The sequence below is a fragment of the Modestobacter sp. SSW1-42 genome, assembly GCF_046635825.1.
In the GTDB taxonomy this organism is placed as follows: Bacteria; Actinomycetota; Actinomycetes; order Mycobacteriales; family Geodermatophilaceae; genus Modestobacter.
The window spans coordinates 578,738-592,327 of sequence record NZ_JBISCA010000004.1; the positions used below are offsets into that span (position 1 = coordinate 578,738).

General features: G+C 74.5%; 10 protein-coding genes and 1 tRNA gene. All 11 read left to right on the plus strand.

Going from position 1 to position 13,590, the window contains the following annotated elements; all coding sequences use genetic code 11:
* Window positions 1–957 (plus strand): 4-(cytidine 5'-diphospho)-2-C-methyl-D-erythritol kinase, encoded by a 957-nt coding sequence (locus ACGBYP_RS17065; protein ID WP_411585991.1) that lies wholly within the window; start codon window positions 1–3, stop codon window positions 955–957.
* Between the two features lie 86 nt (window positions 958–1,043).
* Window positions 1,044–1,116: transfer RNA gene (locus ACGBYP_RS17070), tRNA-Gln, on the plus strand.
* A gap of 87 nt (window positions 1,117–1,203) precedes the next feature.
* A complete protein-coding gene (glmU, locus tag ACGBYP_RS17075) occupies window positions 1,204–2,736 on the plus strand; it encodes a bifunctional UDP-N-acetylglucosamine diphosphorylase/glucosamine-1-phosphate N-acetyltransferase GlmU (RefSeq protein ID WP_411585992.1) in 1,533 nt (510 codons plus the stop codon).
* A complete protein-coding gene (locus tag ACGBYP_RS17080; RefSeq protein ID WP_411585994.1) occupies window positions 2,733–3,713 on the plus strand; it encodes a ribose-phosphate diphosphokinase in 981 nt (326 codons plus the stop codon). The genes glmU and ACGBYP_RS17080 overlap by 4 nt, the downstream gene beginning before the upstream one ends.
* A 444-nt stretch (window positions 3,714–4,157) precedes the next feature.
* Window positions 4,158–4,853, plus strand: a complete 696-nt coding sequence (locus ACGBYP_RS17085) for a 50S ribosomal protein L25/general stress protein Ctc (RefSeq protein WP_411585996.1) — start codon at window positions 4,158–4,160, stop codon at window positions 4,851–4,853.
* A 130-nt stretch (window positions 4,854–4,983) separates the two neighbouring features.
* Complete coding sequence (pth, locus tag ACGBYP_RS17090; RefSeq protein WP_411586066.1) at window positions 4,984–5,541, plus strand: aminoacyl-tRNA hydrolase; 558 nt, start codon at window positions 4,984–4,986, stop codon at window positions 5,539–5,541.
* A gap of 183 nt (window positions 5,542–5,724) precedes the next feature.
* Window positions 5,725–7,260, plus strand: a complete 1,536-nt coding sequence (locus ACGBYP_RS17095) for a sugar transferase (RefSeq protein ID WP_411585998.1) — start codon at window positions 5,725–5,727, stop codon at window positions 7,258–7,260.
* 284 nt (window positions 7,261–7,544) lie between these two features.
* Entirely contained in the window at window positions 7,545–8,846 is a 1,302-nt protein-coding gene (locus ACGBYP_RS17100) for a DUF1972 domain-containing protein (protein WP_411586000.1), read from the plus strand.
* 5 nt (window positions 8,847–8,851) lie between these two features.
* On the plus strand, window positions 8,852–9,616 hold the full coding sequence (locus tag ACGBYP_RS17105) for a CDP-alcohol phosphatidyltransferase family protein (protein ID WP_411586067.1): 765 nt from the start codon (window positions 8,852–8,854) through the stop codon (window positions 9,614–9,616).
* Window positions 9,613–10,386 carry a hypothetical protein gene (locus tag ACGBYP_RS17110; protein ID WP_411586001.1) on the plus strand — a complete coding sequence of 258 codons (774 nt, stop codon included), beginning with the start codon at window positions 9,613–9,615 and terminating at the stop codon, window positions 10,384–10,386. The genes ACGBYP_RS17105 and ACGBYP_RS17110 overlap by 4 nt, the downstream gene beginning before the upstream one ends.
* A gap of 400 nt (window positions 10,387–10,786) precedes the next feature.
* A partial coding sequence (locus ACGBYP_RS17115; RefSeq protein WP_411586002.1) for a PKD domain-containing protein occupies window positions 10,787–13,590 on the plus strand: 2,804 nt, incomplete at its 3' end.

A 13,590-nucleotide genomic window follows, 5' to 3' on the forward strand; every position in this document is an offset into this window, starting at 1 on the left:
ATGAGCAACGCGACGGCCGGTGGTCCCGGGCGGATCGCCGGCAACGGCGCGGTGGTGGCGCGCGCGCCGGCCAAGGTGAACGTCCACCTCGGGGTCGGACCGCTGCGCCCCGACGGCTTCCACGAGCTGCAGACCGTCTTCCTGGCCGTCTCGCTGTTCGACACCGTCACCGTGCGCCGGTCCGCGGGGCTGTCGCTGGAGGTGCACGGTGAGGGCGCGGCCGACGGTGCCGTCCCCACCGACGCCCGCAACCTCGTCTGGCAGGCCGCCGAGCTGCTCGCCCGGCACGCCGGCGTGGCCGCCGACGCCCACCTGGTGGTCGACAAGTCGATCCCGGCCGCCGCCGGGCTGGCCGGGGGGAGCGCCGACGCGGCGGCCAGCCTCGTCGCCCTCGACGCGCTGTGGGGCACCCGGGCCACCCGCGGCGACCTGGCCGCGCTCGCCGCCCAGCTGGGCAGCGACGTCCCGTTCAGCCTGCTCGGCGGGGTCGCGCTCGGCACCGGGCGCGGCGAGCAGCTCTCGCCCGTGCTGGCCCGGCGGCGCTGGGACTGGGTGCTGGGCATCGCGGGGGAGGGGCTGTCCACCCCGACCGTCTACGGCGAGCTGGACTCCCTCCGCGCCGCCGGTGAGCTGCCCGACGGCGTCGCGGCCGCCTCCACCGAGCCGGTGCTGGCCGCGCTGCGCAGCGGGCCGGTCGGCGCCCTGGCCGCGGCGCTGAGCAACGACCTGCAGGCGCCGGCCGTCCGGCTGCGCCCGGAGCTGCGCGAGGCCCTGCGGGCGGCCACCGAGGCCGGCGCCGCGGCGGCGCTGGTCAGCGGCTCGGGACCGACCGTGGCGGCCCTCGCCGAGGACGAGGAGGGCGCAGCCCGGCTGGCCGGCGAGCTGGCCGGCGGCGGGGCCTTCCGCGCGGTGCGGGCGGTGCACGGCCCCGTCCACGGCGCCCGTCTCGTGGGCTGAGGGCCGTCGCCCGGACGGTGCTGCATGCCCCCGGGGTCGCACGGCCTTAGGCTCGTCGGTGCGCCGCCGGTCCAGGCCGGCGGTGATGGGGGATGGGGTAATCGGCAGCCCGCCGGCCTTTGGAGCCGTGCAGTCTCGGTTCGAGTCCGAGTCCCCCAGCAGTCCGCGGACGCGCGTGGACGGCGCCGGGTGCACCCTCGCCCGGAACCGCCGGACGCCGTCCCCCCGCCCGTCCCGAGGAGCCAGGTGAGCCAGCAGGAGCGCACGACGACAGGGCAGGTGGGCGCGGTCGTCGTGCTCGCCGCCGGCCAGGGCACCCGGATGCGCTCGCGCACCCCCAAGGTGCTGCACCGGCTCGGGGGCCGGTCCATGCTCGGGCACGTGCTCGCCGCCGCCGAGCCGCTGGGCGCGGAGCGCACGGTCGTCGTCGTCGGCTCCGGCCGGGAGGCGGTCGAGGCGCACCTGGCGGAGATCGCGCCCGCCGCCGTCCCCGCGCTGCAGGAGCAGCAGCTGGGCAGCGGGCACGCCGCCGCGGTCGCGCTCGACGCGCTCCCGGGGCTCTCCGGCGCCGTGCTCATCGTCAACGGCGACGCGCCGCTGCTGCGCGCCTCGACCCTCGCCGAGCTCGTCCGCGCCCACGCCGACGCCGGCAACCTGCTCACCGTGCTCACCGCCCGGGTACCCGACCCCACCGGCCTGGGCCGGATCGTCCGGGACGAGGCAGGCGCGGTCACCGCGATCGTCGAGGAGCGGGACGCCGACGCCGCCCAGCGCGCCATCACCGAGGTCAACGCCGGCGTCTACGTCGGCGATGCCCACGCCGTCCGGGAGGCGCTGCGCCGGGTCGGGGCCGCCAACGACCAGGGCGAGCAGTACCTCACCGACGTCCTGGGCCTGCTCGTCGCCGACGGCGAGCGCGTGGGCGGGCACGCCGCCGCCGACGCCGCCGACACCCTGGGCTGCAACGACCAGCGCGAGCTCGCCGCGCGCCGCCGCACCCTCAACGACCGGGTCCTCGACGACCTCATGCGGGCCGGCGTCGTCGTGGTCGACCCGCAGACCACCTGGGTCGACGTGACCGCCCGGGTCGCCGCCGAGGCCGTGCTGCACCCCGGCACCCAGCTGCTCGGCAGCACCACCGTCGCCGAGGGCGCCGAGGTCGGCCCCGACACCACGCTGGTCGACACCGAGGTCGGCGCGGGCGCCACCGTGCTGCGGTCGCAGTGCCAGCAGGCCGTCGTCGGGCCGGAGGCCACCGTGGGCCCGTTCAGCTTCCTGCGCCCCGGCACCCGGCTGGCCCGCGCCGCCAAGGTCGGCGCCTTCGTCGAGACCAAGAACGTCGAGGTCGGCGAGGGGTCGAAGGTCCCGCACCTGTCCTACGTCGGCGACGCCACGATCGGCGTGGGCAGCAACATCGGCGCCGCCACCGTCTTCGTCAACTACGACGGCGTCGCCAAGCACGCCACCACCGTCGGCGACCACGTCCGGATCGGCTCCGACACCATGCTCGTGGCGCCGGTCACCATCGGCGACGGCGCCTACACCGCCGCCGGGTCGGTCATCACCTCCGACGTCCCCCCGGGCGCCATGGGCGTCGCCCGGGGCAAGCAGCGCAATGTGGGAGGCTGGGTGGGACGACGGCGTCCGGGGAGCCCCTCAGCGCAGGCCGCAGCAGCGGCTGCTGGTGCGGCATCCGCCCCCGCGACCGACACTCCACCCGAGTCCTCCGTCCCCCTCGCGGGCCGGACCACGGACGACGACAAGCAGGGGCAGCCATGAGCGTGATCCGGCAGACGACCAACAAGAGCCTCATGCTCTTCTCCGGGCGGGCGTTCCCCGAGCTCACCACGGAGATCGCCGGGCACCTGGGGGTGACCCCCACCCCGACCGCCTCCTACGAGTTCGCCAACGGCGAGCTGTTCGTCCGGTTCGAGGAGTCCGTGCGCGGCTGCGACGCCTTCGTCGTGCAGAGCCACACCGCGCCGATCAACACCTGGCTCATGGAGCAGCTGATCATGGTCGACGCGCTCAAGCGCGCCTCGGCCAAGCGCATCACCGTGGTCGCCCCGTTCTTCCCCTACGCCCGGCAGGACAAGAAGCACCGCGGCCGCGAGCCCATCTCCGCCCGGCTGGTCGCCGACATGTTCAAGACCGCCGGCGCCGACCGGCTGATGGCCGTCGACCTGCACACCGCCCAGATCCAGGGCTTCTTCGACGGCCCCGTCGACCACCTCTTCGCCATGGACCTGCTGGTCGAGGAGGTCAAGCAGAAGTGGGGCGACCGCGACCTCACCGTCGTCTCGCCCGACTCCGGCCGGGTGCGCGTCTCCGAGCGGTGGAGCGACAAGCTCGGCGGCACCCCGCTGGCCTTCATCCACAAGACCCGTGACATGACCCGGCCCAACGAGGTCGTGGCCAACCGCGTCGTCGGTGAGGTCGAGGGCCGGGTCTGCATCCTGGTCGACGACATGATCGACACCGGCGGCACCATCACCAAGGCCGCCGAGACCCTGTTCGACTCCGGCGCCGCCGACGTGATCATCGCCGCCACCCACGGCGTGCTCTCCGGCCCGGCGGTCGACCGGCTCAAGAACAGTCGGGTCAGCGAGGTCATCGTCACCAACACGCTGCCCATCGAGCCCGAGCGCCGCTTCGACAAGCTGACCGTGCTGTCCATCGCGCCGCTGCTGGCCAGCGCCATCACCCAGGTCTTCGAGGACGGCTCGGTGACGAGCCTGTTCGGTGGGGCGAGTTAGCTCGCGACCTCCGGGCCGCACCACGGCCACGAGCCGTGCTGAGCTCATCGTGCTCCTCCGGACCACACCGCGGCCACGAGTCGTACCCGGCTGGAGCTGAGCCGTCCGTGCTGCGGCGTCAGGGACCCTCCGGGCCCCGTGACGCCGCAGCCGGACCAGCTGCGGTCCCGGTCGGGAGCCTGCGGCCCCGCGACCGGTCGCGCAGGCGCACCTGCGGCGCGACGGTCCGGGACCCTCCGCTGGTGGGGCTCGTCCGTCCCCGGCTCCTCGATCCGCTGGGTGCGTCGGCGTCCGTCCGTCCCGCTGTGTAACCTGACTCCTGTTGCCCGGCGAGGGAGTGGCTCCGGCCTGCTCCGTGATCGACGTGCGTGTGGCCTCCAGGGGGTCGTGCCGCGCTCGTGCGCTGAGCACACAGACCCGATCCACTGTTGAGGAGCACATCCCGTGGCTGACTTCCGCCTCGCCGCCCAGACCCGCACCGAGTTCGGCAAGGGCAGCGCCCGCCGTGACCGGCGTGCGGGCCGCGTCCCCGCCGTCCTGTACGGGCACGGGCAGGACGTCGTCCACCTGACGCTGCCCGCCCGCGAGTTCGCCGCGGCGCTGCGCAACGGCGGCACCAACGTGCTGCTGACCATCGAGCTCGAGGGCACCACGCAGCTCGCGCTGACCAAGGCCGTGCAGCGCGACCCGATCAGCCGCCAGCACAAGCACGTCGACCTGCTGCTGGTCCGTCGCGGCGAGAAGACCACCGTCGACGTCCCGGTCGTCATCGTCGGCGACGCCGCGCCGGACACGATCAGCAACCACCAGCTGAACACCGTCTCCCTCGAGGCCGACGCCACCGACCTGCCGGAGTCGATCGAGGTCGACATCACCGGCCGCACCGCCGGCAACGGCATCACCGCCGGCGACCTGCCGCTGCCCGCCGGCGCGACGCTGATCACCGACCCGGAGGCCCTGGTCATCGGGTTCCTCGGTGCGCCGACCGCCGCGCAGCTGGAGGAGGAGCTCGCCGAGGCCGAGGCCGAGGCCGGCATCGAGCGCGACGAGTCCGACGCCGATGGCGACGTCGTCCCGGAGCCGTCCGACCAGGGCAGTGGCGAGTCGATGGACGCCGCCTCGAACTCCGCCGACAACTGAGCGACACGCACCTCGGAGCACTGAGCTGAGCGAGAGCACGACCCGCGGGGGCGCCGGCACTGCCGGCGCCCCCGCGGCGTCACCTGCCCCGGCCCCTCCGCCGTCCGAGGGCCCGTTCCTCGTCGTCGGACTGGGCAACCCCGGTCCCGAGTACGCCGGCAACCGGCACAACGTCGGTGCCATGGTGGTCACCGAGCTCGCCCGGCGGGCCGGCGTGAAGCTCTCGGCCGGCAAGGGCCCCCGCTCCCGGGCGCTGTCGGGGGAGGGCCGCCTCGCGGGCCGCCGCGTCGTCCTCGCCGTGCCGCTGACCTACATGAACGAGTCCGGTGGGCCGGTGCGCGGGCTGCTGGACTACCACCACCTGCCGGCCACCGACCTGGTCGTCGTCCACGACGAGCTCGACATCGCCTTCGAGGCCGTGCGGCTCAAGCGCGGCGGGGGAGAGGGCGGCCACAACGGACTGCGCTCGATCTCCCGCTCGACCGGCACCAAGGACTACCTGCGCGTGCGGGTCGGCATCGGCCGCCCGCCCGGCCGGCAGGACCCCGCCGACTTCGTGCTGCGGGACTTCTCCGCGACCGAGCGCAAGACCCTGGACCTGCTGATCGGCGAGGCCGCCGACGCCACCGAGCTGCTCCTCGAGCGCGGGCTCGAGGCCGCCCAGAACAGCGTGCACCCGCGCAGCTGACCCTCCCGGGTCACCCGGCGCGCACGGACGGGTGGACGGCCCGCCCCAGCGGGTGAACCGGCCCGGCGTCGGTTGCCCCCGTTCGTCACCTCCTGTGATCGTCACTCTGCGTCGCCAGGGAGATCGACCGTTGCCCCGATCGGGTCACCGGCCCGGTCGCCCCGTCGACGCGGATGACCGAGCGTGACGACTGGGATCCCGGGGGGAACCGTGCTGCTGGAACGTGCCGAGCCGACGAGCGCCCTGCTGCACCCGGCCCCCGGCCTGCCCGGCGCCGCCGCCGGGGCCGCGCCGCCGGTCTCCACCGGGAACAGGGTCGACGGCCCGCGCCGCTGGGCGCGCCGGCACCGCCGCCGGCTGGTCGCCGTCGAGACGGCGCTCGCCGCTGCCATCGCCGCGGTCGTGCTGCTCGCCCGGGAGGACGACGTGCAGCTCGGCGACGTGCTGCTGTGGGCCGGCCTCTCGCTGGTCGTCGCCTGGCCCGCCCTGCTCGCCGTCACCGGCGCCTACGAGGAGCGGTCCTTCGGCATCGGGTCCGACGAGTTCCGCCGGGTCTCCCGCGCGGGGCTCCTGCTGCTCGCCGGCCTCGGCTTCGTCAGCTACGCCGCCCAGCTCGACCTCAGCCGGGCGCTCGTGGTCGGCGCCGTCCCCGCCCTGGCGCTGCTCACCCTCGTCGAGCGCTATGCCGCGCGCCAGGCGCTGAACCGGCAGCGCAAGCAGGGCCGGGGCGTCAAGCGCGTCGTGGTCGTCGGCCGCGGCGGCGCCGTGCTGCAGCTGGTCGACCGCCTCCAGCGGACCCAGCACGCCGGCCTCCAGGTGGTCGCCGCCTGTGTCACCCCGGACGACCGGTCCCGCGTGGCCCGCGCGGCGGGCCTGCCCGTCGCCGGCCTCGACGACGTCCTGGAGATCGCCCGGCGCGTGCAGGCGGACACCATCGCCGTCACCTCGGCCAGCGAGACCGCCGCCCAGTACCTGCGCACGCTGTCCTGGCAGCTGGAGGGCACCGGCCTGGAGCTGCTGGTGGCCCCCGGCCTGGTGGAGGTGGCCGGCCCCCGGCTGCACATCCGCCCCTTCGACGGGTTGCCCCTGCTGTCGGTCGAGCAGCCGCGCTTCACCGGCTGGCGCCGGGTGGTCAAGGGCGCGCTGGACCGGTCGGTCGCCCTGGCCGCGCTGCTGGCCCTCTCGCCGGTCCTCGCCGCCCTGGCGCTGGCCGTGCGGCTCACCAGCCCGGGCCCGGTGCTCTACCGGCAGGAGCGGGTCGGCCTGGGCGGCCGGCACTTCACGATGCTGAAGTTCCGGAGCATGGTCGACGGCGCCCACCAGCAGGTCGCCGGCCTGTCCGACGGCAACGACGCCGACGGCCTGCTGTTCAAGATCCGGCACGACCCGCGGGTGACCCCGCTGGGCCGGCACCTGCGCCGGTTCTCCCTCGACGAGCTGCCCCAGCTGGTCAACGTCCTGCGCGGCACCATGTCGCTGGTCGGGCCGCGGCCGCCGCTGCCGGCCGAGGTCGCCCGCTACGACAGCGAGGTGAGCCGCCGGCTGCTGGTCACGCCGGGCCTCACCGGGCTGTGGCAGATCTCCGGCCGCAGCGACCTGCCGTGGGAGGAGGCCGTCCGGCTCGACCTGCGGTACGTGGAGAACTGGTCGCTCGCCCTGGACCTGCAGATCCTGTGGAAGACCGCCCGCGCCGTGGTGCGCGCCTCCGGCGCCTACTGACGCAACGCCTCCGGCGCTGCTGACGGAGCGCCTCCGGCGCCTGCGGAGTTCCGCGGTCCGCACCCACCGACCTGCGCACGAGGGAGCCACCCGGTCCACGACCGGGTGGCTTCCTCCCTCTGGGTGACCGAACGAGCACGAACGGCACCATCTCGGGGAAGCGGGGCGATGGTTCTCCGTGGGGCCTGCCAGCACGGCAGGGTCCGCCACCGCGCCCGACGGCCGGTGACCGGACGCCCCTCCCACGGGGCCCTGCGGGACGCGGAGAAACGGAGCCAGGGGCCATGCCACACAGGAGGTCGGGAGCGCTTCGCATCGCCCTCGTCGGGACGCGCGGCGTCCCGGCCCGGTACGGCGGCTTCGAGACCGCGGTCGAGGAGGTCGGCCGCCGGCTGGCCGACGCCGGCCACGAGGTCGTCGTCTACTGCCGCACCACCGCCGACGCCCCGCGGCCCGCCGAGCACCTGGGCATGCGCCTGGTTCACCTGCCCGCCCTGCGCCGCCGGTCACTGGAGACGCTGAGCCACACCGGGCTGTCCGTCCTCCACCTGCTCACCCACCGGGTCGACGCGGCGATCGTCTTCAACGCCGCGAACGCGCCCTGGCTGCCGCTGGTGCGCGCCGCCCGCATCCCCGTTGCGACCCACGTCGACGGACTGGAGTGGAAGCGCGCCAAGTGGGGTGGGATCGGCCAGCGGTACTACCGGATCGTCGAGGCCCTGTCGGTCCGCTGGTCCGATGCCCTCATCGCCGACGCCCGCGGCATCGCCGACTACTACAGCGACGAGTTCGCGGCGCCCACCGAGCTCATCGCCTACGGCGCGCCGAAGATCGACGCCGCCGGCAGCGACAAGCTGGCCGAGGCTGGTCTGACCGAGCGCGGTTACCACCTGGTGGTCGCCCGGTTCGAGCCCGAGAACCACGTCGACGTCATCGTCGAGGGCTACCGCCGCAGCGACGCGCAGCTCCCGCTGGTCGTGGTCGGCTCGGCCCCCTACGCCGACGACTACACCCGCCGGGTGCACTCGCTGGCCGACGACCGGGTGCAGTTCCTCGGCGGCGTCTGGGACCAGGAGCTGCTCGACCAGCTCTACGCCCACTGCGCGACCTACCTGCACGGCCACTCCGTGGGCGGTACCAACCCCTCGCTGCTGCGCGCCATCGGTGCCGGCGCGGCCACCATCGCCTACGACGTCTCCTTCAACCGCGAGGTGCTGGAGACCAGCGGCCGCTACTTCTCCACGACCGAGGACGTCGCGGCGGCGGTCACCGCTGCCGAGGCCGACCCGGCCCGCACCCGCAGGGACGGCAAGCGCGCCCGGCTGCTGGCGGCCCGCTACGACTGGGACCACGTGGCCGAGGGCTACGCCCAGCTGTGCCGCCGGCTGGCCGCCCGTGACTTCCCGCGCTTGCGCCCCAGCGGCCGTCGGCTGCGGCTCGGACCGGCGGCGACCACCGTCCCGGTGCCCGCGCCCCTGGCCGCCGTGCCGGCCGCCCGGCGTCCGGTCGAGGACGCCAGGTCCTGCCCGGCGGTCGCACCGGCCGTCCCGGCCGAGGTCCCCACCGCGCGGGCGGCCGAGGCGTGAGCGCCATGCTGGACACGTCCCGCCCCGGTGCCCCAGGGGTCGGCGAGGAGACCTTCCGGACGACGGTGCGGCGGCTGGAGTCCGCGCAGAAGGGCGCCACCGGCGCCCCGGCGTACTCGCGCTTCGTCAACCGCCGGCTCGGCCGCCTGCTGGCCGCGGCCGCCTTCCACGCCGGGCTGACCCCCAACGCGGTGACCGGCCTCAGCGCCGCGTGCACCGGCGCGGGCATCGTCGCCCTGGCGCTGGTGCCCCCGTCGCTGTCCGCAGGCCTGCTGGTGGCCGGCCTGCTGGTGCTGGGCTACGCCCTGGACTCCGCCGACGGCCAGCTGGCCCGGCTGCGCGGCGGCGGCTCACCGGCCGGTGAGTGGCTGGACCACATGGTCGACTCGCTCAAGATCGCCAGCCTGCACCTCGCGCTGCTCGTCGGGCTGTACCGGTTCGAGCCGGTGGAGCGCGGACCGTGGCTGCTGGTCCCGCTCGGCTTCTCCGTGGTGTCGGTGGTGCTGTTCTTCGGCACCCTGCTCAACGAGTCGCTGCGCGCCCAGCACGGCGTCCCGACCCGGGCGGCGCGCACCGCGGGCCGGCCCAGCGTCCTCCGGTCGCTGGTGGTCGCGCCCACCGACTACGGCGTGCTCTGCCTGGCCTTCGCGCTGCTCGGGGCCCCCGTCGTCTTCCTGACGGTCTACGGCGCGCTCGCGGTCGCCACCGCCGGCTACCTGGGCCTGGCCGTCGTCAAGTGGTACGCAGAGATGGAAGGGATGCCGGCATGAGCACGTCCACGACGAACCCCCCGACGCTGGAGGTGCCGGCCGGGTCGCGACGACGTCGCCGGCTCGCCGCCGTGTCCCTGGCGCTCCTCGCGCTCGTGGCACTGGTGGTCTGGCTGGTCACCCGGGACGCCGAGGGCAGCCCCTCGGCGTCCGACGGGACCGTCCCGGCGTCGGAGACCCCAGCTGCGCAGACCCCGGCTGCACAGACACCGGCTGCACAGACACCAGCTGCGCAGACACCGGCTGCCGATGCCCCGGCTGCCGGGACCGCGGCTGAGGGGACCCCTGCAGCGGGCAGCCCCGCCGCCGGCGGCGAGTCCCAGCCGGCGCCGGCGGCCACCGCGGCGTCCCTCGGTCCCGACGGGCTGCCGGTGGCGCTGCCCCCGGTGGCCCTGGACCAGGAGGCGGGCACCGGGGACGGCGTGACCGTGCGCCTGGACCGGATCGAGGCCGTCCAGGGCACCGGCACCGGCCCGGGCAACATCGGCGGACCGGCGCTGCGGCTGACCGTGGCGCTGACCAACGGGAGCAGCGCGCCGCTCTCGCTCGACGGCGTGCAGGTGACGATGACGTCCGGGGCCGACCAGGCACCGGCCTCGCCGCTGAACGACCCGTCCGCGAACGAGCTGGACGGCGTCCTGGCGCCGGGCGGGTCGGTGACCGGCACCTACGTCTTCCGGGTCCCCCAGGACCAGCGGGACGTCGTCTCCGTGACGGTGGGCCACACCGCCGCCGCGCCCCTGCTCGTGTTCACCGGCCCCGCCGCCTGATCCACGCCACCTGCACCCGCCCGGAGGTCCCCGGGACGTCGTTCGCCGACGTCCCGGGGACCTCCTGTGTTCCGGGGACGCGGCCGCGCCATCACGCACAGCGATGGTCAGCAGGTAGTTGCGCCCCATGACTTGTGGTCAGGTAGCCATCACTAAACGTCACATAACCGGTCGAGCTGGGCTTTCTTCGGGTGAAGACCACCCGATCAGGGGGCTGGGTGAGTCTGGCTCCGGGACGTTGGTGACGCTTAGTGTTCAGGAGCCCGGACCAGGGCCTTCACCTGAACGCGAGCGGGGACACGGCATGAGCGCACGACGAGGAACGGTCAGGACGGTGGTGGCGACCTCGTTGGGTCTCCTGCTGTCCGCAGGGGTCCTGGGGGGTCTGACGCCGGGCGGTGTGGCCCTGGCCGACACCGCGCCGCTGCAGTCCACGAACGCGACGACCCCCGTCACCGTCTCCGCCGACCCGCTTCCCACCACCCAGATCGACGGTGTGGCCTGGTCGCAGGTGATCGTGGGCAACACCGTCTACGTCGCCGGCGAGTTCCAGTCCGCCCGCCCGGACGGGGCGCCGGCGGGCACAGGCGAGACCCCGCGGCACAACCTCCTGGCCTACGACGTCCGCACGGGTGTGCTGGACCCGACGTTCGCCCCCGACCTCAACGGGCAGGCGCTGGTCGTGACGGCCTCGCCCGACGGCTCGCGCATCTACGTCGGTGGCGACTTCACCTCGGCCAACGGCCAGCCGCGCTGGCGGGTGGCCGCCTTCAGCACGGCCACCGGCCAGCTGGTCCCGACCTTCAGCCCGGCCGCGGGTGGACAGGTCCGGGCGATCGTGGCCACCGACTCCGCGGTCTACCTGGGTGGCAACTTCACCTCCGTGGCCGGGGTGGCTCGCGACCGGCTGGCCGCCGTGTCGGCCGCCGACGGCGCCGTCCTCCCGTGGGCACCGAAGCCCGGCGTCGGCTCGACCGCCGGCAACCGCCTCCCGAACAACGACCCGGCGAACGCGCTGACGAGCAAGGACGTCATGGCGATGGTCCTCGCCGGCAACCAGGTCGTCGTCGCCGGCCGGTTCGACTCGCTGAACGGCGTGAAGGCCACCGGGGTCGGGGCGCTCGACCCGGTCAGTGGCGCCACCCGGCCGTTCGCGATCAACCAGCTGATCACCAACCAGGGCGTCAACTCGGCGATCTACAGCCTCACCACCGACGGCACCAACGTCTACGGCAGCGGGTACGACTACTACGGCCCGGGCAACGTCGAGGGAGCGTGGGCCGCTGAGGCCGCGACCGGCAAGCTGGTCTGGATGGCGGACTGCCACGGCGACACGTACTCCACCTACGTCACCGGTGGCGCGCTCTACGTCGCCGGACACCCGCACGACTGCAGCAACATCGGCGGTTACCCGGAGGTCACCCCGCGCGTCTCCCAGTACGGCGTGGCCTACAGCGTGGCCCCCGCCGGCACGGTCGGCAGCCAGACGTTGGCGAACCAGGCCTTCGTCGGCAAGCCGGCCCCGGCCCTGCAGAACTGGTTCCCCACCTTCCTGTCCGGCACGTACACCAAGCAGTACCAGGCCGGCTGGTCGGTCGCCGGCAACGGCCGGTACGTGGTCTACGGCGGCGAGTTCCCGGGCGTCAACAACCAGCAGCACGCCGGCCTGGTGCGGTTCGCCGTCCCTGCTGCGGCACCGAACAAGGTCGGCCCCGCGGCCACCGACGGGCTGACCCCCTCGGTCGCCTCCTTCGCGAGCGGCACCGCACGGATCAGCTGGTCGACGACCTCCGACCGGGACAACCAGTTCCTGACCTACTCGCTCTACCGCAGTGACCGCCCGGACACGCCGGTCTACCAGACCACGGCCTCCTCCCTGTACTGGCAGACGGCCCGGCTCGGCTTCCTCGACACCGGTCTCACGCCCGGCGCGAGCTACGGCTACCGGGTCTCGGCCACCGACCCGTTCGGCAACACGGTGACCCGCGGCAGCACCACGGTCACCGTGGCGAGCACCGGCTCGCTGGGCGGCACCTATGCCCAGACCGTCCGCGCCGACGGTGCCACGGACCAGTGGCGGCTCGGTGAGGCCTCCGGGGCGACCTCCTACGACTACGCCAGCGCCGGCCTGGACCTGCAGGCCGCCTCGGGTGTGACCCGGGGCGCCGCCGGTGCGCTCGCAGGTGACACCGACCGGGCCTCGTCCTTCGACGGCACCTCGAACGGCTATGCCAGCACGCGGGCCCCGCTGGCCGGCCCGAACACCTTCACCCTCGAGGCGCTGGTCAAGACCACGAGCAGTCGGGGTGGGAAGATCATCGGCTTCGGTGACAAGGCGACCGGGACCAGCAGCAACTACGACCGCCACGTGTACCTGGACAACTCCGGGTACGTCTACTTCGGTGTCAACCAGTCGGCGCTGCGCACGCTGAAGAGCCCCGCGCGGATCAACGACGGACGGTGGCACCAGGTCGTCGCCACCCTGTCCCCGTCCGGGATGGTCCTCTTCGTCGACGGCAAGCAGGTGGCCTCGCGCACCGACACCACGTCGGGCCAGCCCTACAAGGGCTACTGGCGGGTCGGCGGTGACACGACCGCCGGCTGGTCGGGCGCCGGCACCAGTGGCCAGCTCAACGGGCAGATCGACGAGGTCGCGGTCTACCCGACCGCGCTGACCGCCGCGCAGGTGGCCAACCACCACGCTGCGGCGACCACCGGCAAGGGGGCCAACCTCGTGCCGACGGCGGCGTTCACCTCCTCGGCGTCCCAGCTCACCGTCTCCGTGGACGGCAGCACGTCCGCCGACACCGACGGCAAGGTCGCGACGTACGCCTGGGACTTCGGTGACGGTGCGACCGGCACGGGGGCGACGGCGTCGCACACCTACACGGCGGGGGGCACCTTCACCGTGACGCTGACGGTGACCGACGACCGCGGTGCCACCGGCACGGCGACCCGCCAGGTCACGGTCACCGCGCCGCCGCCGAACGCCGCCCCGACGGCCTCGTTCAGCGCCCGGGCCGATCGGCTGGTGGCCTCCTTCGACGCCGCCGCTTCCGGCGACACCGACGGCAAGGTCGCGACGTACGCCTGGGACTTCGGTGACGGTGCGACCGGCACGGGGGCGACGGCGTCGCACACCTACACGGCGGGGGGCACCTTCACCGTGACGCTGACGGTGACCGACGACCGCGGTGCCACCGG